Source organism: Comamonas sp. UBA7528 (assembly GCF_002479375.1).
In the GTDB taxonomy this organism is placed as follows: Bacteria; Pseudomonadota; Gammaproteobacteria; order Burkholderiales; family Burkholderiaceae_C; genus Comamonas.
In genome coordinates, this window is the sequence record NZ_DLMU01000005.1 from 321,931 (window position 1) to 343,351 (window position 21,421).

Genomic DNA, 21,421 nt, shown 5'->3' on the forward strand with positions numbered 1-21,421 from the left:
GCTTAACCTGTCCTCAGGATTGCGTTCTCTGCCACACTGCATCCCGCATGCCCCGAACCGCCACGCCCTTTCCGCACACCGCCACCCGCACGGCCAAACGCCCTGTGGCTGCCGACGGCCCGCTCTACCAGCAGCTCTACCAGCAGCTGTGCGCCGCCATCCAGAACGGGCAATACCCCGTGCACAGCAGCTTTCCCACGGAAGTCCAGCTCTGCGCCGAGTACGGCGTCAGCCGCCACACGGTGCGTGAAGCCACGCGCCGCATGGTGGAGGAAGGCCTGATCAGCAAGCAGCCCGGCGCCGGCAGCGTGGTGCGGGCCACCCAACCGGTGGTGCCGTATGTGCTGACCTCGGAAAGCACCTTCCAGGATGCGATGACCTATGGCGACAGCACGCGGCTGGAAGTGCTGGCCAGCCAGCGCAGGGAGGCCGATGCCGCCCTGGCCGCCATCCTGCACTGCCCCCAGCGATCGGTGTGGATGGAGCTGACCGCCATGCGCCACCCCACGGGACAGGTCAGCCCCATGTCGTACTCGCAGATCTACCTGCGTCCGGCATTCGCTGAAATCATTGCCCACCTGCATGGCGACCACCCCAGCATCTACACGCTGCTGAAGACGCTGTGTGGCGTGGAGGCCGACAGCATCCGCCAGCGCATCGAAGCCGACCTGATGCCCGATCCTGCGCTGCACCTGCTGCGCCTGCCCGCCGGCAGTCCGGCCCTGCATGTGGTGCGGGCCTATTACGACATCCAGGACCAGTTGCTGGCCGCCTCGGTCAACTGGTACATCCCTGCACGCTTTCGCATGGAAACCACCTGGCGCCGCGAAGACGGCGGTGCCCCGGTGGCCCATTCCATCACCGCGCGCTAAAGCGCGCTGTACGGCAGATCACGCCACCCGCTTGGCCCCGGCCACGCAGGCGATCACGGCCACGGTCACCGCCAGCATGGCCGGACTCACGGCCTCGCCCAACAGCCAGGCCGCCAACGCCAGTCCCAGCAATGGCTGCAGCAGCTGCAACTGCCCCACGGCCGCAATGCCGCCCTGCGCCAGCCCGCGGTACCAGAAAACGAAGCCCAGCCACATGCTGAACAGTGCCACATAGGCCAGTCCCCACCAGGCCGGGGCGCGCACGGCACTCAGGTCACCGGGCCACAGCCACACGGTGAGCGGCAGCATCACCGGCAGCGACAGCACCAGCGCCCAGCTGATCACCTGCCAGCCGCCCAGGCTGCGCGAGAGCTTGGCCCCTTCCGCATAGCTCAAACCGCACACCGCCACGGCCAGCAGCATCAACCCGTCCCCCACGAACGACGCTGACGCGCCCTGCTGCCAGACGGCCCACAGCGCAAAGCCCAGCACCAGGACCGCACCCAGCAGCGACAGCGCCCAGAACGCCGGCCGCAGGCGCTCGCCCCCCCGCCACACACCGCACACCGCCGTGCACAGCGGCAGCAGCGCCACCAGCACAATCGAATGCGCCGCCGGCACGTGCTGCAGCGCCAGCGCCGTCAGCAGCGGAAAACCCAGCACCACGCCCACCGCCACCACGGCCAGCGACGTCATCTGGGAGCGCACGGGCCGCGCCTGTTTGCAAAGCAGCAGCGCCGCCAGTGCCAACACCCCGGCAATGCTGGCACGCGCCACCGTCAGCCACACCGGCGGCAGATCCAGCACCGCCAGCCGTGTGGCCGGCAATGAGCCGCTGAAGATCACCACACCAATCAGGCCGTTGAGCCAGCCTTGGGAACGGTGGACAGGAGAGGACGCCGAAGCGGCTTGGGCGGAGGAAGTCATGGCAGTGGAACGCGGTGCAACAGGAACAAGGCCGCCATGCTAGGCACACAACCCAATACAATCAAAAAATTGTCATGCATACAAAGCCGTTGCGATGGTTGCGATTGCTGCGCTGATCCACCCCATGGCCACCTCTTCCCCAACCCGCACCTCCCGCTACCAGACCGTGGTGGACCGCCTGGCCGCCGCCATCCGCAGCGGCCAACTGCCGGCCGGCACGCGCCTGCCCACGCACCGCACGCTGGCGGCCCGCGAAGGCCTGGCCCTGGTCACTGCCAGCCGCGTCTATGCCGAGCTGAGCGCCATGGGCCTGGTCAGCGGCGAAACCGGGCGTGGCACCTTCGTCAAGGAAACCGCACTGCCGCCGGGCCACGGCATCGACATTCCGCCCGCTGCGCTGGGCAGTGTGGACCTGAGCTTCAACGTGCCGACCTTGCCCAGCCAGGCCGAGCTGCTGCGCACCGCGCTGCGCCAGCTGGCCCTGACCGGCGACCTGGAAGCCCTGCTGCGCTACCAGCCCCATGGCGGCCGCCCCCGCGACCGCTCCGCCGTGGCCCAGCACCTGCGTGCACGCGGCCTGCAGGTCAGCGGTGAGCAGGTGGTGCTGGTGGACGGCGCCCAGCACGGCCTGACCGTGGCGCTGATGGCGCGGCTTGCGCCCGGCGACGTGGTGACCGTGGACGCACTCACCTACCCCGGCTTCAAGCTGCTGGCGCAGCAGCTGCACCTGGAACTGCTGCCCATCCCCGCCACACCGCAGGGCCCCGACCTGGTCGCGCTGCAGCAGCTGTGCCTCCAGCGCAAGGTGCGTGCGGTCTACACCATGCCCACGCTGCACAACCCGCTGGGCTGGGTGCTGCCCCTTGCGCAGCGGCTGCAGCTGGTGGAACTGGCGCGTGTGCACGATCTGACGCTGATCGAAGACGGCGCCTATGCCTACCTGGCCGACCCGGCCCCACCGCCGCTGGCCGCGCTGGCGCCGGAGCGCACGGTGTATGTGTCCGGCTTTTCCAAGAATGTGGCGGCCGGTCTGCGGGTGGGCTTTGCCGCCGCGCCGCTGGACTGGGTGCCCGCGCTGGAGCGCGCCATCCGCGCCACCACCTGGAACACCCCGGGCGTGATGGCCGCCATCGCCTGCGGCTGGCTGGAAGACGGCACCGTCACCCGGCTGGAAACGCACAAACGCGAAGACGCCGCGCTGCGCCAGCAACTGGCAGCCCGCGTGCTGGGCACGCTGCTGCCGGGCCTGCCCAGGGTCAGCCACCCGCTGTCCTACTTTCTGTGGCTGCCGCTGCCGCCCGAAGTGCGTGCCGACCAGATTGCGGCGGCGCTGCTGCAGCAAGGGATTGCCGTCTCCACGGCCGAGCCGTTCGCCACCACCGCCCAGGTGCCGCATGCCCTGCGCCTGGCGCTGGGATCAGTGCCGCTGGATGTGCTGGAGCCGGCGCTGCGCCAGGTGGGACAGGCGATCGCGGACGCCAGCTACTGACTCCGCCTCAGGCCCCGTCCGCCACGGCGTCCGAGACCTGGTCCGACGCAAAGCGCAGCCGGTTGCCATCCGGGTCGGTCAGCAGAAATTCCCAGCTTCCCCAGGGCGTGGCTTCCAGCGGATTGGTGGGCCAGATGCCCCGCGCCTCGAACGCTGCCAGCGTGGCGCGCGCATCGGGCACCACAAAGTAGACGGCGCTGCCCACCTCGCAATCGCCACGGTGCTGGGTCAGAAAAATCAGCTGCCGGCCCGCACCGCTGTCCCGGGAAAGCTGGGCAAACAACGGGTAGCCGGGTTCAAAGCGGTGCTCCCAGTCCACGGCAAAACCCAGCCCGTCCACATAGAACTGCAGGCTGCGTGCGGCGTCGGTCATGCGCAGCTGGGGAATCACAGTCTGGGTCGGCATGCTCATGCAATCACTCCTGCAGGAATCACGGTAGGTGGGCGCACAGCGCCCCCGAAACGGGTCTTTTGGCCATGAAGGACTGATCCGTCACCAAGGGCTGGTGGGATAGGAACATCATGGCGCCCATCGTAGCGGCTTGCATGCGGGGCAGAACGCAGAAACGGTAGCCCCCAACACCGGTGCAGCCCAGTGCGCCGTGCGCCGCACTGCAGCCCCACGCCGCTCACTCCGGCCGCAGCGGCTCACGCAGATGGCGGTCCTGCCGGCAGGCGGCCAGCGGTCTGGCCCGGGCCGACAGAATGCGTTCCACCCGCTGGCTGCCGGCTTCGGCCACCACGCGCAGACAGGCACAACCGTAGCCGTAATAGCCATTGGTGCGCACCCATTGTGCGTCGGTAAAGCTGGGCCAGTCCCCCTCGGCCTGGTGGCCGCCTTGCGAACCCACGGTCCAGCTGCCGTCACGGTCGTTCAACCAGGCATTGGCCGGCGTGGGGTTTTCCCACCAGCCGCAACGCAGCTGGGAAGCCGGGGCTGGGCCCGCCGTTTCGGCGTACACCGGGAGCAGGCCACACAGCGCCAGCAACCCGGCAGTGCACCAGTCAATGCCACGCCGCATAACCACTCCCCGGCATGCGGCGGGCCGCAGCGCACAGCCAGGCTCCATCCACCAGCGCACCCAGCGCGATGCCCACCCCATAAGCCACCAGATCCAGCGGATCAAAGCCATTGCCGAGCACCAGATACGCCAGCTTGTTGGCGCGCAGCGCCTGCATCCAGGGGGCCTGATAGAGCTGCAGGAACTCGATGCCGAAGGCGATCGCCAGCGACCATGCCACCAGCCGGGTACGCGGGATGGCCGGCTGCACCCAGGCCACAGACAGCAATACCACCCAGGCCCAGAGCGCATCGCCGGGGTAGTTGCCCAGCGCCGCCGGAAACGGCACCAGGCCACGCCGGGAGGCCAGGCCCAGGGCAATGACCAGCAAGGCAAGCAGCACCAGGGCAAGGCGGCTGCGCCTGGGCGTCGAAAAGGATCCAACCACAGACATCACGTCTCTTCCCTTCTGTTCTTTTTTCTACGCACCTGGGCGTTGGCTGCCGCATGGTGCAGCAGTTGCTCCGTTCCCATCCATGCTTTTTGTCCGGAACGGCTCTGGCCGTCGGCAAGCACGGCACGCACCGCCCTCACAACAGCACCAGCCCTGGCGGCAAACTGTCCCCCAGGCTGCGCTTCTGGTCTTCGGCGTCCATCTGCACCACCTGCTCCACCATGGCCACCCAGCGCTGAGGCGCACCGCTGGCCCGCATTTTTTCCAGCACCTGGGCGCGCACCCCATCCGGCAGATCGCGTGCGCGATCGCCCGTCATCCGGGCCATTTGCACCGCGGCAAACATCGCGGTGTCGTTCTTGCGCCAGTCCTGGGCCAGGGTGGCGTCCAGAAACTCCTGTGCGGCCTCGGGCGGCATCACCAGGTGCGCATTGGCGGCCAGCGGCTGGCGCGCGGCCAGGCGGCCGATGGCCCACCAGGTCTGCACGGATTCGCCCTCGCGTTGGAGCCGCTGCAGCATCCACTGGCCCATTTCCTGGCGGTACTGCCAGGGCACGGCCTCCATGGCCGCAAACAGGCGCAGCATGTCGTCATAGCTGCCATGGCTGCTTTTTCCGCCACTGCGTGCCGTCTGTTGCACGGCCTTCTGCATGTGGCCGGCCACGTCTTCCAGCAGCGCCAGTTGCTGCGCGGCATCCAGGCCCGCAGCCACACGGCGCCAGAACACCCACCATTCGGTCCAGTTGGCGGCCTCCTTGGCATGGGCCAGTCCCTGGGCATACAAGGCCCAGACCTGCTCCATGCGCCATCCGTCCAGCTGCGCGCCCACACCGGGGCGCAGGCACCATCCAGACAGATTCAGCCATACGCGTTCATGCTCGGGCGTGCGGCGCCGGCGCTTGGCCCGCGCCAGCAGCGCGTCGAACAGCGTGCGCAGCGTCGCCACCTCCCAGCCCTCGCGCGGGCCGAGCAGCTTTTCCAGCGACTGGCGCAGCTGGCGCACCTCCTTGGGCCCCACTTCCTGGGCCTGGTTGCCAAAGATGCGTTCGATCTGGGCCACGGCCTCGGGCAGGTGATGCGCCGTTCTGTCCCCGCCCTGCGGGCTCTCCAGGCCGCCTGCCGGCGCTAGCGCAGCGCTGGCATCCACGGCCTGGCCGCCAGCGCGCACATGGAAAGGCAGCAGCCAGGACCGTGCGGCATCCGCCACCGCCACGCAGCGCACTTCCAGCGTACCGACCTCGCTCATGCAGGCCTGCAACTGCACCTCGATCTGTGCGGTGCTGTGGCCCTCCGGCGCCGCCAGCACGGTGGCAATGGGCGGCAACTCCACCCAGCCCTCGCCGTGCAGCGCCGTCAGCTGTCCGGCCTGCGCCGGCAGGTTGCCGCTGTGCGCCACCAGGCTGAAGCGCACGGCTTGGCCCAGCTTGAGCGCAAAGCGCCGGCCCGACAGCACCATGCGCACGCCTTCTTCCGTGCCACGCGGCAGCAGGCACAGGCCTTGCGGGGCTCCGCCCTTTTTGTCCGGCAGCACCAGCCAGTAACTGCGCGCTGCGCCGCCGCCGATCACCGGCAGGACCGCGGCCGCTGGCTCCCGGGCGGTGGTCGCCACCGTAACGCCTTCAGTACGTTCGGAAGGGGGCGCAGAGGGGGTGCCGTGTGCCGCGAGCTCCTGCTGCACACGCGCCAAACCGTGGGCTGCGGCGCCACGCGCCACGGCCCAGTCCGGGTGGGGGTTGTGCAGCACCCGCACGGGGCTGCCGCGCCAGGCGGTCAGCTGCTGCGTGAGCCGCTCCACCATCGCATGCGCATGGAACACGCCGCCGTTCAGCAGCACGGTGTCGGGCCAGGCGCCACCGGCATGCTGTGCCAGGAAATGCGCCAGATGCCGCGTGATGGCTGCATCCGCCGGATACGGCAGGCCAAAACCGCGCAGCGCACCCTGGCGCTTTCCGGGCTGGTCGGTGGTCTGCGCAGGCGGCAAAAAACCCTCCACCACCCACTGCTGCACCTGTGCACGGGTCAAAGTGGCGGATTGCGTGGCCGCCAGCAGGCGGCTGCCGCTTCCCAGCAGGGTGATGCGTGCATGTTCCGGGGCATCGGCGGCCAGCAATTGCTCCTTGGCCATGCGGCAGCGCTGCACCAACTGGGCAAAACGCTGTGCCGGCAGACGCTGACCGGCGTCCGCAAACTGCGGCTCCAGCTGGTGGGCCAGCGCCAGATCCATGTTGTCGCCGCCCAGCATCAAATGCTCACCCACAGCGGTGCGGGTCAGGGTGGGCAGTCCGCCATAGGCTGCGCCGGCAGCGGCGTCCACGCGGATCAAGGTCAGATCGGTGGTGCCGCCGCCCACGTCCACCACCAGCACCAGGCGGCTGTCCGCCAGCTGCTGCGCCCATTGCGCGCCTTGCAGCACCAGCCAGTCGTGGAACGCGGCCTTGGGCTCTTCCAGCAGCTGCACGGCAGGCAGACCGGCCTGCGCTGCCGCCTCCAGCGTCAGCGCGCGCGCGCCTTCGTCAAACGATGCCGGCACCGTCAGCACCACGATCTGGTCCCGCAGCGGTGCGGCGGGATGGGCTTGGTCCCAGGCCGCTTTCACATGGGCCAGGTAGGACGCGGACGCTGCCAGCGGCGAGACCTTGGCCACATCTTCTGCAGCCCCCCAGGGCAGGATGGGGGCCGTACGGTCCACGCCAGAGTGGGACAGCCAGCTTTTGGCACTGGCCACCAGGCGGCCGGGAACCGATGCGCCCAGATCGCGTGCCCAGCGGCCGATGACGGAGGGGGCATCCGCAGATGCCCCCTGCGGTGGCCAGGGCTGCTGCCAGGCCTCGCCCAGCTCACCCGGCGCAGCCTGGTAGCGCACCGAGGGCAGCAGGGGCAGCAGCGCCACCTCGCCCGCCGTGCTGCGCTGGGGAATGGGCAGCAGTGCAATCTCGGCAGCAGCGCCGTGCACGGGCACGCCGGCCACCACGGTGTGGCTGGTGCCCAGGTCGACGCCAACGACAAAGGCCGCAGAAGCGGAAGGCCGCGTCACGCCGCGGGCCTTCAGGATGGCAGCACCGCGCAGTCGCTGCAGCGGCCATAGAGCGTGATTTCGTGGCCCTCCACCACAAAGCCTGCGGGGGCCAGCCCCGCCAGATTGCCAGGACAGGCGTGCACATCGAACACCCGCTGGCACTGCTTGCACTGAAAGTGGTGGTGGTGACCATGGTGTGCCACCTCGTACATGGGGCTGCGCCCGGGCAGATGCACCTCGCGCAGCACGCCCTCTTCCGCCATGGCCTTGAGGGCGCGGTACACCGTGGCAATGCCCAGGCCCGGCAGCGTGGCCTGGGCCAGCTCCAGCACATCCGGCGGTGCCAGCGGCCGGTCGGCCTGCGTCATGGCCTGCTGGATGGCGGTGCGCTGCTTGGTGGATCGTTGCATGGAAGACGTCATGGCGGGGGCTGCTTCAAGGAAGCGGTATTGTGCCGCCGCCGGCACCGCCGACGTCGGCCTACAGGTACTTGAGCCATGCCAGGTCGCGCCGGCGCTGCTTGAGCGCGGCAAACCAGCGCACCGCAGGGTACAGCGCCACGGCCAGCACGGCGGCCAGCACCCACAGCCACAGCAGGTGGTCCAGGCCGAACAGCTGCCCCTGGTTGGCCCCCCAGACGGCCACGGCCGCCAGGTACATGAACTTCAGCACATACAGGTGCAGCACGTAGAAGAACATGGGCGCCGCGCCCAGCGTGGCCAGCGGCTGCAGCCACCGGCGGCCGGTCCGCGCTTCGAACGCATGCAGCAGCAGCAGCCCCGCCCCCAAGGTCAGCAGCAGGAACAGCAGCGACGGCGGGTACTTGGTCACATTGAACCAGGACATGACCGTGTGCAGCGTGCTGGCACCGGCCTGCCAGGGCGCATCGCCATACACGTTCAGCGTGCGCAGCACCCCGAAGCCCAGCAGACAGGCCACGCCCGCCATCAGCAGACGGCGCTGGCGCTGCACGGCATCACAGGCCTTGCCGAACCAGGGACCGATGCCGTAACCCAAGGCGATCACGCCGATCCAGGGCAGCAACGGGTAGGAAGTGCGCAACTGCACCCCTGCCAGCTCCAGCCAGCCCCGGTCATGCAGAATGGCCCAGGGCGCATGCAGCAGGTGCCCGGCAGGGAAATGCAGGCCGTCGAGCAGGTTGTGCCCGGCCACCAGCACCGCGCCCAGCAGCAGCAAGGCCTGGCGCGGCAGCCACACCAGCACCGACAGCGCCAGCATGGACAGGCCGATGGCCCAGATCACCTGCAGAAACACCTTGGCCGGGGGAAACTGGAAGGTCCAGGCAAAGTTGACCACCGTCACCTCCAGCAGCACCAGGAACAGGCCCCGCCGCCACAGAAAGCCCGACGCCGCCGCCCGCGCCTGGCCGGCATCGGCGTGGCGGCTGGCGTACAGATAGGCGCCCAGCCCGGTCAGGAACACAAACACCGGGGCGCACAGATGGGCCAGCATGCGCGGGAAGAACAGGCCCGGCGGCGTATCGGCCACCACCATCGGATCCGGCACCTGCAGATGCAGGTAGAAGGTCTCGCGGACATGGTCCAGCAGCATGAACAGCATGACCAGTCCCCGCAGGGCGTCAATCGATTGCAGCCGGCCGGCACCGGGCAGCGCCAGGGGCGCAGAAGCGGAAAAGGTTTTCACGGTTTATTGATAAAGATTTATCAATATCATACAGAGACCCATTCCATATGCCGTGGCATGCAAGGCCAGGCCCCTGCTGGCAGGCAGGGCATTGGCGCCGGCAGCCACCCACAAAAAAAGCCCGCAGACCATAGGCCAGCAGGCTTCTCCACAGGGGATGGCAGCTTCAGGCGGAAGCGTCGGCGGAGGTTTCCGCCCGCACGTCGAACTCCACCTTCCACCGCTCGGTTCCGCCCACCGGCACGGCATTCAGCTCCAGGGTGCCGATATCCGTCACGCGCGCCTGCAGGGTCACCGGCACGACCTCGCCGGCCACGCGACCTGCAGCCGGCAGGTTCAACTCGATCTCCTGCAGCTCCACCAGTTCCTCCGGCCCCCAGAAGTCCAGCATGGTGCCCACGGTATCGGCGCGGCGCACGCTGGAGCCAAAGAAGCGCAGGCGCACGGGCTCGCCCACGACCAGACCGAACTCCTCGTCAGGCAGCGCCACTTCCGAGCCCTCTTCCATGCCAAACGGCACCAGGCACAGCGCGGACAGCGGCGGCTCCATGCCGGGGATGGCGGGCATGTTGGACTCCACCCCCACGTAATACGACTGGGCCGTGCCGCCGCGGATGCGCACGCCGCGGCCGCTGGTGGCGATATGGCCGTAGTAGGCCGCGCCGCGTGCCACGGCGAGGTCCAGGTTGGCGCCGTCCAGCAGGCGGGCGGGCGCACAGGCTTCATCGTCCAGCCAGCCGTTGATGACCTCGACAATGCGCTGCTCGATCTGCCCGGCCTTGAGCACGCCCCCGTTGAACAGGATGGCCGTGGGGTGCAGAAAGGTGGAGCCGTCCACCTGGTCACCGTCCAGGCCCTCGATGTCGGCCAGGGCATTGACCTGGAGGGTCAGGAAAGCGGCCAGATGGCGCGTGACCGCCGCATCCTGGGCATAGGGCAGGCCCAGCTGGGTGAGCGCACCGCGGGCACGGGTTTTGGGCTTGTCGCTGACGGCCACCTTGGGGAAGAAGCCCTCGACCAGCATGGCCAGCACTTCGTCGCGCGTGACTTCGGTGCGGATGCTGCCGCCGATGAGCTTGCTGCCCCGGCTGGGCACCACCACCGGCACGGACTGCAGCGCCGCATCGGCCAGCAACTGCTCCTTGGCACTGCGGCAGCCATGGGCCAGCGCGCGGGTCTGCCAGGCATCCAGCTGCTTGCCCTCCTGCGCCAGCTTGCGGGCCACGCCGTAGGCCAGGGCCAGGTCCATGTTGTCGCCGCCCAGCAGAATGTGTTCGCCCACGGCAATCCGTTGCAGTTCCAGATTGCCCTCGCGCTCCAGCACCGCGATCAGGGACAGGTCGGTGGTACCGCCCCCCACGTCCACCACCAGGATGATGTCACCATGCAGCACCTGCTTGCGCCACTGGCCGCCGCTGGCCTGGATCCAGCTGTACAGCGCCGCCTGGGGCTCTTCCAGCAGGGTCAGCCGGTCGAAGCCGGCGGCCTTGCAGGCCTCGGCCGTCAGCTCGCGCGCAGCGGGGTCGAACGATGCGGGAATGGTGACGGTGATGTCCTGCTCGGCAAACGGTGCTTCGGGATGGGCCTGCTCCCAGGCCCAGCGCAGGTGTTCCAGGTAACGGATGGACGCGGTCAGCGGCGAGATGCGGCTGACTTCCTCGGGGGCATCGGGCGGCAGAATGCCTGCGCGGCGGTCCACGCCAGGGTGGCACAGCCAGCTCTTGGCGCTGCTAACCAGCCGGATGGGCGTGGCAGCGCCACGGCTGCGGGCGAATTCGCCGGTGATGAAGTCCTGGGCTGCCGCGCCGGGCAGGCGGCGCTCGGCGTCGGTCAGTTCGCTCTCGTGCGGCAGGTACAGAAAGGACGGCAGCAGCGGCTTGGCTTCCACGCTGGCAGGCGCCGTCAGCTGGGGAATCTCCAGCACGCCCTGCACCACGGTTTCACCGTCGCTGGCCGCCTTGTTCACATAGGACAACGCGCAGTGCGTGGTGCCCAGGTCGATACCGATGCTGTAGCGCGCGGCCGCAGCAGACGGGATGGGTGTGGGGGTCGTTGTGGCAGTGGTGGGCGCGGCAGCGGCACCGGACGCCGAAACCGCGGGCTGGGCCGCACCGGATGCGGCAATGGAGGCAAACACGCTCATGGTTTACAGCTCCACTTCGGCCTGCGCCAGCACCTTGGCCGCCTGGCTGTCGGTCAGTTGGGGCAGCTTCACTTCGGTGACCTGCCAGCCACGGTGGCCCAGGGTGCCGGTGAACGGTGCCTGTCCCACCACATTGCCGGTCAGGCGCACGGCGGCCGCATCAAAGCCCGCCTGCAGGGTGATGCGTGCGCCTTCGGCTTCGCTGCGCACGGGGACAATCGCGAAATGCTCGCGCAGCACCTTGCGGCAGCCTTCGTGCACCACGCGGGCGGCGGCGCCGATTTCCGCATCGGTGTAGGGCGCCACATCTTCCTGGATGAAGTCGACAAAACGGGCTTCCCGCTGCATCAGGCCCAGCAGCTGCAGGGCGGCAGCCTGGTTCGGCACTTCAATGGTCTTCTCGACCAGTTTTTCGACCAGCTTTTCGACAGGCACTTCCACCCGCTTTTCGACCGTCTTCTCAACGATCTTCTCCACGGGCACTTCCACACGGACTTCCACCACCTTCTCGACCGGTACTTCGACACGCACTTCCTTGGGCTGCACATCGGCGGCCAGGGCTTCGCCGGCGCGCACGCGGCGCACATCGGCCGCCAGGCGGCCGTCGCCCAGAATGGCAAAGAAGCTGCCGATTGCGATCGCGATGCGGCTGAAGAAAGAAGGGGGCTGGCTGGATGGCATGGCAGGGTGCGCAGTCGCGCGCAATAGGGGCCGGCTGCAGCCATTTGCCACCGGCACCCGAGGCCGGGGAGAGACTGCAACCCGCAAAAACAGGGAAGGCGGGGGCATGCCGCGCACACACGCCGGGCGGTGCGGTTGTTACAAACAACGCCCACCCCAGCGGCGCGCGCGCCCGCAAGGGCCGTGATGTTACCCAAAGCGGGCAATACCTGTCAGGGTGCTGGTATCGCCCCAACGGTCATCGGCGGGCCACCTTGGCACAGCGATACCGCAGCGCCCCGTGCCGAAAAAGCAGGCAGGGCATAATTTGCAGCCGTTTCCTCCCATGGTCTGCACGCAGCTCCCCCTTTCTGCCCGCCTGCGCCGCGCTGCCCTTGCTGCAGTGCCGCAGGTGCGTGCCTGTGTGCTGCGTGCCCTGCACACCCGCCGCCATGGCGTGCCGACCGCCTTTGTCAGCCTCAGTGGCGTTACGGCCATGCTTTCCGCCGCCGTGCGGAAGGCATAAGGCACACACAGTCCCTTTCCTCCGCACGGCCTCCACGACTTGCACATGCAACGGCGCATGCGCGCAGCCACGGCCCCACCACGCCCGCAGGCCGCGCCATGCGTCCGTTGCCCCACGGAATGGACGAGGTTGAACGATGGACATGGAACTGACCCAAACTTTCTTGCGTGGCAAGAACCCCTGCGCCATGGGTTACCGCTGGTTTGTGCGCAACAACCTGGGCGGTGGCGACTACCAGGCGGCCATGGACACCCAGGTGGCCGCCGGCCGCGTGGACGATGCGCGCTGGCTGCTGGAGAATTTTGGCCCCACCAACACCGTGCTGGAGCTGGAGCACCTGGAGGCCGACAACCTGGTCTACGCCGGCACGCTGATCGTCCATGGCGATGTGCGCGTCAGCGGCCAGCTGCTGGTGGGTCGCAGCCTGCAGGTGGGCGGCGGCATACGCGCCGGCACGCTGGAAGCGGGGGAAGACATCCACAGCGGCGGCGCCATCTTCTGCGGCGCACTGCTGCAGGCCGGCAATGCCATCAAGGCGGCCTGGAGCGTGGAAGTGCAAGGCGCCGTGCGCGCCGCAGAACTGCGCACCGGCTGGGAACTGCGCTGCGGCGGCGACGTGACGCTGCAAGGCCAGGCCCACATCGGCCAGGAAGTGGACGTGCAGGGTGCCCTGCACTGCGGCAAGGGCCTGCGCGCCGGCGGCCGCATTGCCGTGCAGGGCCTGCTGGATGCGGGCCATGGCATTGCCACCCAGGACAGCCTGGACTGCGGCAACCACATCCAGGCGGGCTGGGGCATCAAGGCACTGGGCGACATCCGCGCCGCCTGCAGCATCCGCACGGGCGAAACCCTGCAGGCCGACGGGGAGATCACCGCCGGCCCCGGCTACGGCGTGTTTGCCGGCATGAACGTGCAGATGGAGGCCTGGCCGGACTGCGCCTGGGTGCGGGCGCTGAAGAAGCCGCGGGGCCTGGTCAGCGGCCACTGGGATGGCGCCACACTGACGGCCTGAGCGGCTGCCGCATTGGCAACAGGGCCAAGCCCGCGGTACGGCAGGGCCGCGGGCACAATAAGCGTTTTGCACCATGGCTGCCGCGCGCAAGCGCAGCGGCCGCGTCCCAAGGAAACCCACCCGTGTTCACCGGCATCATTCAGGCCGTGGCAACCATTGCCGCGCTGCGCGACCAGGACGGTCTGCGCACCTTCACCATGGAATTCCCCGAAGGCTTCTGCCAGGACCTGGCCGTGGGCGCCAGTGTCTCGCACGACGGCGTCTGCCTGACCGTGACGGAAAACCTCTCGCCCACCAGCGCCACCTTCGACGTGATGCAGCAAAGCCTGGCCATCACCACGCTGGGCAGCTACAAGGCCGGCGCCCATGTGAATGTGGAGCGTGCCGCCAAGGATGGCGCCGAAATCGGCGGCCACCCGCTGTCCGGCCACGTGGACTTCACCGCGCCGCTGCTGGACATCGTGCGCACCGACACCAACCACAAGATCCGTTTCGGCATTCCCGAAGCCTTTCGCCCCTATGTGTTTGCCAAAGGCTATATCGCCGTCAACGGCGCCAGCCTGACAGTGGCCGAAGTGAACCGCAAGGAAGGCTGGTTCGAGGTCTGGCTGATTCCCGAAACGCTGCGCATGACCGTGTTCGGCAGCAAGCAGGTGGGCGATCTGGTCAACATCGAGATCGAACGCAGCACCCAGGTGGTGGTGGACACGGTGCGCGAAACCGTGGAAGCCAGCCTGGGTCGCCTGAAGCCTGTGCTGGAAGCGCTGCTGAAAGAAAAAGGGCTGAGCCTGGACGACTTCATCGACGTGCCCAAGCTGTCGTCCTGACCCAGATCCACCTTCTCCTCCAGCGCTTTCCCGGAAGCGCTTTTTTCATGCGCCCGGCCATCGCCGCGCGCCGCCTGCCTGCGGTGTTACAGCGGCGCCTTGAACCGCTTGAGCCGCAGCGCATTGGAGAGCACAAACACGCTGGACAGCGCCATGGCCCCGGCCGCAAACACGGGCGACAGCAGTGTGCCGTTGAACGGGTACAGCAGACCCGCCGCCACGGGGATCAGCGCCACGTTGTAGGCAAAGGCCCAGAACAGGTTTTCGCCGATGTTCTTCATCGTGGCCTTGGACAGCGCAATCGCATTCGGCACGCCCGACAGGTCGCCCGACATCAGCACCACATCGGCCGCCTCGATCGCAATGTCGGTGCCGGTGCCAATGGCAATGCCTACATCGGCCTCGGCCAGTGCAGGGGCGTCGTTGATGCCATCCCCCACATAGGCCAGCGTGCCGTGCTCGGCCTTCAGGCGCTGTACGGTCGCCACCTTGCCACCGGGCAGGACCTCGGCCACCACTTCGTCAATGCCCAGCTGCCGGGCAATCGCTTCGGCGGTGTGGCGGTTGTCGCCGGTGATCATCGCCACCTTCAGGCCCAGCGCATGCAGCGCCTCGATGGCCGGCCGGGTCGTGGGCTTGATGGGGTCGGCCACGGCAATCATGGCCGCCAACTTGCCATCCATCGCTGCATACAGCGGCGTCTTGCCTTCGCTGCCCAGGCGCTGCGCCTCGGCCGCAAAGCCTTCCACACTCAAGCCCAGCTCGCGCATGAAGCGGTCCGCACCGATCTCGACCCGGTGGCCGTCGACCACCGCGCGCACGCCAAAGCCGGTGACGGATTCAAACCCGCTGATCGCCGGAATCTGCAGCCCCTCGGCGCGGGCCGCATCCACAATGGCACGGGCAATCGGGTGCTCGCTGCGGTCTTCCACGGCCGCCACCTGTGCCAGCACCTGACTGCGCTGCAGACCGTCGGCCAGCACCAGATCGGTCAGCTCCGGGCGCCCCTTGGTCAGCGTGCCGGTCTTGTCCACCGCCACCACCTTGGCATCCTTGAGCTGCTGCAGCGCCTCGCCCTTGCGCAGCAGCACCCCCATTTGCGCAGCGCGGCCGGTGCCGACCATGATGGACGTCGGCGTGGCCAGCCCCATGGCGCAGGGACAGGCAATGATGAGCACCGCCACGGCATTGACCAGCGCAAAGCTCAGCGAAGGCGCCGGGCCCCAGACCAGCCAGACCGCAAAGGTCAGCAGTGCCGCCGCCATCACCGCGGGCACAAACCACATGGTGATCTTGTCCACCAGCGCCTGGATCGGCAGCTTGCTGCCCTGGGCCTGCTCCACCATGCGGATGATCTGCGCCAGCAGCGTGTCGGCGCCCACCTTCGTGGCCCGGAACACAAGGGCCCCGTTCTGGTTCACCGTACCGCCCACCACTTCGGTGCCCACGGTCTTTTCGACCGGGACGGGTTCCCCGCTGATCATGGATTCGTCGACAAAGCTCTGCCCCTCGACAACGTCGCCGTCCACCGGGATGCGCTCGCCAGGGCGCACCTCGATCACATCCCCGACATGCACCTGGGCGATGTCCAGCTCCAGCACCACACCCTCGCGGCGCACGCGCGCGGTCTTGGCCTGCAGCTGCACCAGGCGGCGGATGGCTTCGGAGGTATTGCCCTTGGCCCGCGCCTCCATGAAGCGCCCCAGCAGGATCAGCGCCACGATGACGGCCGCCGCCTCGTAGTACACATTCACGGTGCCGGCAGGCAGCCATTGCGGCACAAAGGTGGCCACCACCGAATAGGCAAAGGCGGCCGACGTACCCACGGCCACCAGCGAATTCATGTCCGGCGCTCCGCGCAGCAAGGCGGGAATGCCTTTTGCAAAGAAACGGCGTCCCGGTCCGCACAGCACCACGGCCGTCAGCGCGAACTGTAGGTACCAGCTGTTCTGCGTACCGATGGTGTGGGACACCCAATGGTGGAACGCCGGCACCATGTGGCCGCCCATTTCCAGCAGGAACACGGGCAGCGCAAACACCGCGGCAAAGACCAGCGCGCGTTGCAGTGACGTCCGCTCCTGCGCCTGGCGCTCGGCCGCCGCGTCGTCCACCGCCTTGCCGGAGCCGGCCTGCGGCACCACGCTGGCTTCATAGCCGGCCTTGGCAATGGCGGCAATCAGCGCCCCCACATCGGTGCCGTCGTGGATCTGCACGGCAGCGCGCTCCGTGGCCAGATTGACACTGGCACTCTGCACGCCGGGCACTTTCTTCAGCGCACGCTCGACCCGTCCCACGCAGGAGGCGCAGGTCATGCCGCCGACCTGCAGGTCCACGGTCTGCTGGGGCACGGCATAGCCGGCCTTCTCGATGGCCGCTACCGCCAGCGGCAGGATGGTGGTGGCCTGTGCCGGATCATCGATGTGCAGGCTGGCCTTTTCCGTGGCCAGATTCACCACCGCGTCCTGCACACCGGGCACCTTCTTGAGCGCACGCTCCACCCGGCCCACGCAGGAGGCGCAGGTCATTCCCTCCACGGTGAAATCGAAATGGACAGGCAGTCTGTTTGCAGCGTTCATCACACTCTCCAAGGTTGTTGAGTATGACTGTAGAGATTGACATCATGTCAATGTCAAGCACTGGCGCGCACACCGCCGTGGCTGGCGCGCTGTGCGCGCCGCCCTTTCCTTCAGCGGATGTGCGCGATCACCGCACCCAGCGTCTGGGCGGTGCCTGCGGCTGCCGCCAGCGCGATGCGGCCGCTGCAGTGCGCCGTGACCTGCATTTCCATCTTCATGGCTTCCATCACGGCGATCACGTCGCCTTCCTGGACCGCGTCGCCATCCGCCACCTTCCAGGCGTGCAGATTGCCGGCAATCGGGGACTGCACGGCAGCGGCATCCACCGTTTCCGGTGCGGAAGCTGCCGATGCGGCACCACCGCCCCCAGCACCAGCGGCCAAACCTTGCAGCAGCACCGCAGGCAGGCCCAGCTGCACGCGGCGGCCGTCCATTTCGATGGCGGTGCGCACCAGGCTGGTATCGGGCAGCGGCTCGGCACGCACGGCAGCGGCCAGCGGCTCGGCAAAGCCCGACTCGATCCAGCGCGTGTGCACCTTGAAACCGTCCTGCCCGACAAAGTCAGGGTGTCCGATCACGGCCTTGTGGAACGGCAGTACCGACGCCACACCTTCGATCTGGAACTCCCGCAGCGCACGGCGGGCGCGGGCCAGGGCCTGTTCCCGCGTGGCACCGGTCACGATGAGCTTGGCCATCATGGAGTCGAAATTGCCGGGAATGACCGAACCCGACTCCACACCGGAGTCCAGGCGCACGCCGGGACCGGAGGGCGGTGCGAACTTCAGCACCGGGCCGGGGGTCGGCAGAAAGCCCCGCCCCACATCCTCGGCATTGATGCGGAATTCAATGGAGTGCGCACGCGGCACCGGGGTCTCGGTGACGGACAGCGGCAGGCCATCGGCCACGCGCAGCTGCTCGATCACCAGGTCCACGCCCGTGGTCTCTTCGGTCACCGTGTGCTCCACCTGCAGGCGGGTATTGACCTCCAGGAAGGAGATGGCGCCCCCGGGCTGGCCGTTGTCGCTGAGCAGGAACTCCACGGTGCCGGCACCGACATAACCCGCCTCGGCGCAGATCGCCTTGGCCGCGTTGTGGATGCGTGCACGCTGCTCCTCGGTGATGAAGGGCGCAGGCGCCTCCTCCACCAGCTTCTGGTTGCGGCGCTGCAGCGAACAGTCGCGCGTGCCCATCACCACCACGTGGCCATGGGTGTCCGCCAGCACCTGCGCTTCGATGTGGCGGGGCTTGTCCAGGAACTGCTCCACAAAGCACTCGCCGCGGCCAAAGGCCGTCACGGCCTCGCGCACGGCCGATGCGTAAAGCTCGGCCACCTCGTCCATGCGCCACGCGATCTTCATGCCGCGGCCACCGCCGCCGAATGCGGCCTTGATGATGATGGGCAGGCCATGCTGCTGTGCAAAGGCCAGTACCTCGTCAGCGTTCTGCACCGGGCCGGGCGTCCCCGCCACCAGCGGCGCGCCCACCTTCAGCGCAATCTTGCGGGCTTCCACCTTGTCGCCCAGCTGGGCAATGGTCTCGGGCCGGGGACCGATCCAGATCAGCCCGGCATCCAGCACCGCGCGCGCAAAGGCTTCGCTTTCCGACAGAAAGCCATAGCCGGGGTGCACCGCATCGGCGCCGGCTTTCTGGGCAATGGCCATCAGCTTGTCGATGTGCAGATAGCTGTCGGCAGGCTGGTCGCCATCCAGGCCATAGGCTTCGTCGGCCGTGCGGGCATGCAAGGCATCGATGTCGGCATTGGCATAGACCGCCACAGACTTCACACCATAGTCGGCGCAGGCACGGGCAATGCGCACGGCAATCTCGCCGCGGTTCGCAATCAGGACTTTTTTCATACAGCTTCCTCAGTCCGCCACGGCAGGGTTCAACACTGCAAATGCACGAACGGGGTTAAAACGAATCCATGCACCCACCGGGATCTGCCCCGCAAGATCCAGGTGGTGGGGGGCCACACAGCCGATCACGGGGTAGCCCCCGGTCAGGGGGTGGTCCGCCAGGAACAGCACCGGCTGGCCGCTGGCAGGCACCTGGATGGCGCCCAGGGCGGTGCCTTCGCTGGGCAGCTCGCTGGTAATGGCGCGCGTCAAGGCCTCGTCACCGGCCAGGCGCAGGCCCACCCGGTTGGACTGGGGCGTGACCTGCCAGCGCTGGCGGGCCAGCAGGGCCACGGCCTCAGGCGTGAACCAGTCGGTGCGCGGGCCCAGTTCCACATCCAGCACCACCTCCTGGCCGGGTGCCGGCAGCGCATCCGGCGCCAGGGCCGCAGCGCCCACCACGGCATGCAAGGCCGCCTCCACAGGCAGCAGCTGGCCGCTGTGCAGGGCGGGCGGGCCCACCTGGGCCAAGGTATCGGTCGATGCGCTGCCCAGCACCGGCGCCACCCGGTAGCCGCCGCGCACCGCCACGTAACAGCGGGCACCGGCCGCGGGCTGCCCCAGGCTCAGGCTGTCGCCATCGGCCAGCGCAATGGCTGCGTACCGCGGCGCCTTCCAGCGGCGGCCGGCGGCGGTGGTGATGGTCAGAGGCGCGTCGGCACCGGTCACGGCGACCACATTCTCACCCACGCTCTGCAGCACCAGGCCGCCGCCCACGGTCTCCAGCACCGGCAGGTGGCTGGCATTGCCGGCCAGGCGGTTGGCGCTCTTGAAAGCCGCCTGGTCCATGGCGCCGGAAGCCGAAACCCCCTGGCCCGCCTGGCCATGGCGGCCACGGTCCTGGAACACGGTCAGCAACCCGGTGGCGCGCACCCGCAGTGCCTGGCGGGTGTCGGCCATGGCCGCGGTGGGCACCGCCGCCGCAGCCTGGACGGGTGCCGCATCCGCCATACGCGGGTCTGCCCCGGCGCTGAGGGTGGATGCATCGACAAACCGCACGCGGTAGCCGGGCTGCAGCAGCGCGGGCAGATCACGTGACAGATCCCACATGGCGGCATCCGTCACGCCGATGATCTGCCAGCCGCCCGGACTGGCCTGGGGGTAGACCGCGCTGAACGTACCGGCCAGCGCCACCGCGCCCGCCGGCACCTTGGTGCGGGGGGAGGTGCGGCGCGCCACGTTGAAAATGGGGTCGCCCCCCGACAGGTAGGCAAAGCCCGGGGCAAAGCCGGTGAACGCCACCGACCATTCGCTGCCGGTGTGGCGCTGCACCACCTCGTGCGTGCTGATGCCCAGCATCTGCGCCACATCGGCCAGGTCTTCGCCGTCATAGCGCACGGGAATTTCCACCAGCACATCCGAGCGCTGCACGCTGCCCTGAAGATTGCGGCCTGCAATCGCCTGCACCAGCTGCGCCGCCGTCACCCGGTGCGGTGCAAAGTACACCAGGATGGTGCGCGCAGCAGGCACCAGCTCCTGCACACCGTCAATCGGCTCGGCCTGCAGGGACTGGAGCAACACCAGGGTCTGCTGCAGATCGTCCAGCTCCACCATGAGGGCCTGGCGGTGAACCGGCAGAAAACGCATGCCGCTCATGCCACGAACGAGGCGATCTGCACACTTTCTTGCTCAAAACGCTGGCGGATGTTGCGCGCAATGGCCACGGCGCCGGGGCTGTCGCCATGCACGCAGATCGAATCCGCCTCCACGCGCACCATGGACCCATCCACGGCCTCGATCACGCCTTCGCGCACCAGGGTCAGCATGCGCTGGGCGATCAGGGATTCATCGTGCAGCACGGCACCGGCTTCGCGGCGCGACACCAGAGCGCCCTGGGGGGTGTAGGCACGGTCGGCAAAGGCTTCGGCCACCACCGTCAGGCCGGCGTCGCGCGCCCAGGCTATCAGCGGCGCCCCGGCCAGCGCCATCAGCACCAGCGAGGGATCGATCGCCTTGATGGCATTGATCACGTCGGTGGCCTGGCGCCGGTCCTGGGCAATGGTGTTGTAGAGCGCGCCATGCGGCTTCACATACCGCACCGTGGTACCCGCCGCCTGGGCCAGGCCCTGCAGCGCGCCGATCTGGTAGATCACATCGGCCACCAGATCGCTGCTGGCCACATCCATGTTGCGGCGGCCGAAACCGGCCAGATCGCGGTAGGCCACATGGGCGCCCACCACCACATTGCGCGCCTTGGCGGCCTTCAGGGTGGCGAGAATGCCCGCGGCATCGCCCGCATGGAAGCCGCATGCCACATTGGCACTGCTGACGATATCGAGCATGGCGGCATCGTCGCCCATGCTCCAGGCACCAAAGCTCTCGCCCAGATCGCTGTTCAAATCCATCTTGTATGCTCCT

At 68.3% G+C, this 21,421-nt stretch carries 17 protein-coding genes; 4 read left to right on the forward strand and 13 right to left on the reverse strand.

All coding sequences use genetic code 11. The features are described from left to right. The first annotated feature begins 47 nt into the window (after nt 1-47). Nucleotides 48-872, forward strand: a complete 825-nt coding sequence (locus tag B3349_RS07345) for a GntR family transcriptional regulator (protein WP_291587695.1) — start codon at nt 48-50, stop codon at nt 870-872. 18 nt (nt 873-890) lie between these two features. Here the strand turns inward: B3349_RS07345 and B3349_RS07350 are convergent, their stop codons facing one another. Beyond that, a complete protein-coding gene (locus B3349_RS07350; RefSeq protein WP_291587697.1) occupies nt 891-1,799 on the reverse strand; it encodes a DMT family transporter in 909 nt (302 codons plus the stop codon). Between the two features lie 124 nt (nt 1,800-1,923). Between B3349_RS07350 and B3349_RS07355 the strand changes: the two genes are divergently transcribed. Beyond that, the gene (locus B3349_RS07355) at nt 1,924-3,288 is read left to right on the forward strand and encodes an aminotransferase-like domain-containing protein (protein WP_291587699.1); all 1,365 of its coding nucleotides are present in this window, start codon (nt 1,924-1,926) and stop codon (nt 3,286-3,288) included. A gap of 7 nt (nt 3,289-3,295) precedes the next feature. Here B3349_RS07355 and B3349_RS07360 read toward each other — a convergent pair whose 3' ends face one another. The 8 genes from B3349_RS07360 to B3349_RS07395 form a co-directional block, all read right to left on the reverse strand. Beyond that, complete coding sequence (locus B3349_RS07360) at nt 3,296-3,700, reverse strand: bleomycin resistance protein (RefSeq protein WP_291587702.1); 405 nt, start codon at nt 3,698-3,700, stop codon at nt 3,296-3,298. Between the two features lie 217 nt (nt 3,701-3,917). Then, nucleotides 3,918-4,310, reverse strand: a complete 393-nt coding sequence (locus B3349_RS07365; RefSeq protein WP_291587704.1) for a DUF4087 domain-containing protein — start codon at nt 4,308-4,310, stop codon at nt 3,918-3,920. After that, a complete protein-coding gene (locus tag B3349_RS07370; RefSeq protein ID WP_291587706.1) occupies nt 4,294-4,743 on the reverse strand; it encodes a ribosomal maturation YjgA family protein in 450 nt (149 codons plus the stop codon). Before B3349_RS07370 ends, B3349_RS07365 begins: the two co-directional genes overlap by 17 nt. A 136-nt stretch (nt 4,744-4,879) precedes the next feature. Then, a complete protein-coding gene (locus B3349_RS07375; protein WP_291587708.1) occupies nt 4,880-7,777 on the reverse strand; it encodes an Hsp70 family protein in 2,898 nt (965 codons plus the stop codon). Between the two features lie 11 nt (nt 7,778-7,788). Next, nucleotides 7,789-8,169 (reverse strand): Fur family transcriptional regulator, encoded by a 381-nt coding sequence (locus B3349_RS07380; protein ID WP_291587710.1) that lies wholly within the window; start codon nt 8,167-8,169, stop codon nt 7,789-7,791. A 70-nt stretch (nt 8,170-8,239) separates the two neighbouring features. Continuing rightward, on the reverse strand, nt 8,240-9,424 hold the full coding sequence (locus tag B3349_RS07385; RefSeq protein WP_291587712.1) for an acetyltransferase domain-containing protein: 1,185 nt from the start codon (nt 9,422-9,424) through the stop codon (nt 8,240-8,242). Between the two features lie 166 nt (nt 9,425-9,590). After that, nucleotides 9,591-11,567 (reverse strand): Hsp70 family protein, encoded by a 1,977-nt coding sequence (locus B3349_RS07390; RefSeq protein WP_291587714.1) that lies wholly within the window; start codon nt 11,565-11,567, stop codon nt 9,591-9,593. A 3-nt stretch (nt 11,568-11,570) separates the two neighbouring features. After that, on the reverse strand, nt 11,571-12,248 hold the full coding sequence (locus B3349_RS07395; protein ID WP_291587716.1) for a DUF2760 domain-containing protein: 678 nt from the start codon (nt 12,246-12,248) through the stop codon (nt 11,571-11,573). Nucleotides 12,249-12,895: 647 nt separating this feature from the next. On the opposite strand from B3349_RS07395, the gene B3349_RS07400 reads away from it, so the two are divergent. Continuing rightward, nucleotides 12,896-13,765, forward strand: coding sequence for a hypothetical protein (locus B3349_RS07400; RefSeq protein WP_291587718.1), 870 nt, complete (start codon nt 12,896-12,898; stop codon nt 13,763-13,765). A 122-nt stretch (nt 13,766-13,887) separates the two neighbouring features. Then, nucleotides 13,888-14,592 (forward strand): riboflavin synthase subunit alpha, encoded by a 705-nt coding sequence (locus B3349_RS07405; protein ID WP_291587720.1) that lies wholly within the window; start codon nt 13,888-13,890, stop codon nt 14,590-14,592. Nucleotides 14,593-14,678: 86 nt separating this feature from the next. Here B3349_RS07405 and B3349_RS07410 read toward each other — a convergent pair whose 3' ends face one another. The 4 genes from B3349_RS07410 to B3349_RS07425 all read right to left on the reverse strand — a co-directional run bounded on the left by B3349_RS07410 (nt 14,679) and on the right by B3349_RS07425 (nt 21,408). Further along, the gene (locus B3349_RS07410) at nt 14,679-17,168 is read right to left on the reverse strand and encodes a heavy metal translocating P-type ATPase (RefSeq protein WP_291587722.1); all 2,490 of its coding nucleotides are present in this window, start codon (nt 17,166-17,168) and stop codon (nt 14,679-14,681) included. Between the two features lie 110 nt (nt 17,169-17,278). Next, complete coding sequence (locus tag B3349_RS07415) at nt 17,279-19,024, reverse strand: acetyl/propionyl/methylcrotonyl-CoA carboxylase subunit alpha (protein ID WP_291587723.1); 1,746 nt, start codon at nt 19,022-19,024, stop codon at nt 17,279-17,281. 9 nt (nt 19,025-19,033) lie between these two features. After that, nucleotides 19,034-20,650: a 5-oxoprolinase subunit B/C family protein gene (locus tag B3349_RS07420; RefSeq protein ID WP_291587724.1), complete on the reverse strand. Its 1,617-nt coding sequence runs from the start codon at nt 20,648-20,650 to the stop codon at nt 19,034-19,036. Nucleotides 20,651-20,655: 5 nt separating this feature from the next. Then, on the reverse strand, nt 20,656-21,408 hold the full coding sequence (locus tag B3349_RS07425; protein ID WP_291587726.1) for a LamB/YcsF family protein: 753 nt from the start codon (nt 21,406-21,408) through the stop codon (nt 20,656-20,658). Between the last annotated feature and the right edge of the window lie 13 nt (nt 21,409-21,421).

Excerpts from the sequence above, each read along its gene's own strand:
- B3349_RS07345 (WP_291587695.1), top strand. The coding sequence starts at position 48 with ATGCCCCGAACCGCCACGCCCTTTCCGCACACCGCCACCCGCACGGCC.
- B3349_RS07350 (WP_291587697.1), bottom strand. The coding sequence starts at position 1,799 with ATGACTTCCTCCGCCCAAGCCGCTTCGGCGTCCTCTCCTGTCCACCGT.
- B3349_RS07355 (WP_291587699.1), top strand. The coding sequence starts at position 1,924 with ATGGCCACCTCTTCCCCAACCCGCACCTCCCGCTACCAGACCGTGGTG.
- B3349_RS07360 (WP_291587702.1), bottom strand. The coding sequence starts at position 3,700 with ATGAGCATGCCGACCCAGACTGTGATTCCCCAGCTGCGCATGACCGAC.
- B3349_RS07365 (WP_291587704.1), bottom strand. The coding sequence starts at position 4,310 with ATGCGGCGTGGCATTGACTGGTGCACTGCCGGGTTGCTGGCGCTGTGT.
- B3349_RS07370 (WP_291587706.1), bottom strand. The coding sequence starts at position 4,743 with ATGTCTGTGGTTGGATCCTTTTCGACGCCCAGGCGCAGCCGCCTTGCC.
- B3349_RS07380 (WP_291587710.1), bottom strand. The coding sequence starts at position 8,169 with ATGCAACGATCCACCAAGCAGCGCACCGCCATCCAGCAGGCCATGACG.
- B3349_RS07390 (WP_291587714.1), bottom strand. The coding sequence starts at position 11,567 with ATGAGCGTGTTTGCCTCCATTGCCGCATCCGGTGCGGCCCAGCCCGCG.
- B3349_RS07395 (WP_291587716.1), bottom strand. The coding sequence starts at position 12,248 with ATGCCATCCAGCCAGCCCCCTTCTTTCTTCAGCCGCATCGCGATCGCA.
- B3349_RS07400 (WP_291587718.1), top strand. The coding sequence starts at position 12,896 with ATGGAACTGACCCAAACTTTCTTGCGTGGCAAGAACCCCTGCGCCATG.
- B3349_RS07410 (WP_291587722.1), bottom strand. The coding sequence starts at position 17,168 with ATGAACGCTGCAAACAGACTGCCTGTCCATTTCGATTTCACCGTGGAG.
- B3349_RS07415 (WP_291587723.1), bottom strand. The coding sequence starts at position 19,024 with ATGAAAAAAGTCCTGATTGCGAACCGCGGCGAGATTGCCGTGCGCATT.
- B3349_RS07420 (WP_291587724.1), bottom strand. The coding sequence starts at position 20,650 with ATGCGTTTTCTGCCGGTTCACCGCCAGGCCCTCATGGTGGAGCTGGAC.
- B3349_RS07425 (WP_291587726.1), bottom strand. The coding sequence starts at position 21,408 with ATGGATTTGAACAGCGATCTGGGCGAGAGCTTTGGTGCCTGGAGCATG.